Annotated in this window: 1 protein-coding gene; it reads left to right on the plus strand. The window is 56.5% G+C overall.

The genetic code is table 11. From position 1 onward, the window contains the following. The coding region (locus ACUTJJ_RS25045) for an integrase core domain-containing protein (RefSeq protein ID WP_445543785.1) at positions 1-328 on the plus strand (328 nt) is incomplete at its 5' end. Positions 329-368: the final 40 nt, after the last annotated feature.

A 368-nucleotide genomic window follows, 5' to 3' on the forward strand; every position in this document is an offset into this window, starting at 1 on the left:
GGTGTTGCGGCGACCGGTTGAATCTGCCCAATACGTGTCGATCAAGTATTCCGAACGGTTGGCAGAGGCAGGTATCGAACCTTCCGTCGGAAGCGTCGGCGATAGCTACGACAACGCTCTCGCCGAAACGATCAACGGTCTTTACAAGGCTGAGGTCATCCATCGCCGAGGACCATGGCGCAACTTCGAAGCTGTGGAGTTCGCGACGCTGGAATGGGTCGATTGGTTCAACAACCGGCGTCTACTGGAGCCCATTGGAAACATTCCGCCTGCAGAGGCCGAGGAACGATACTACGCCATGCTGGACGCACCAGCATTGGCCGCATAACTTAAACCAAACGGTCTCCGGTAAATCCGGTGCGGTTCAG

This window comes from Agrobacterium sp. DKPNP3, assembly GCF_052686535.1.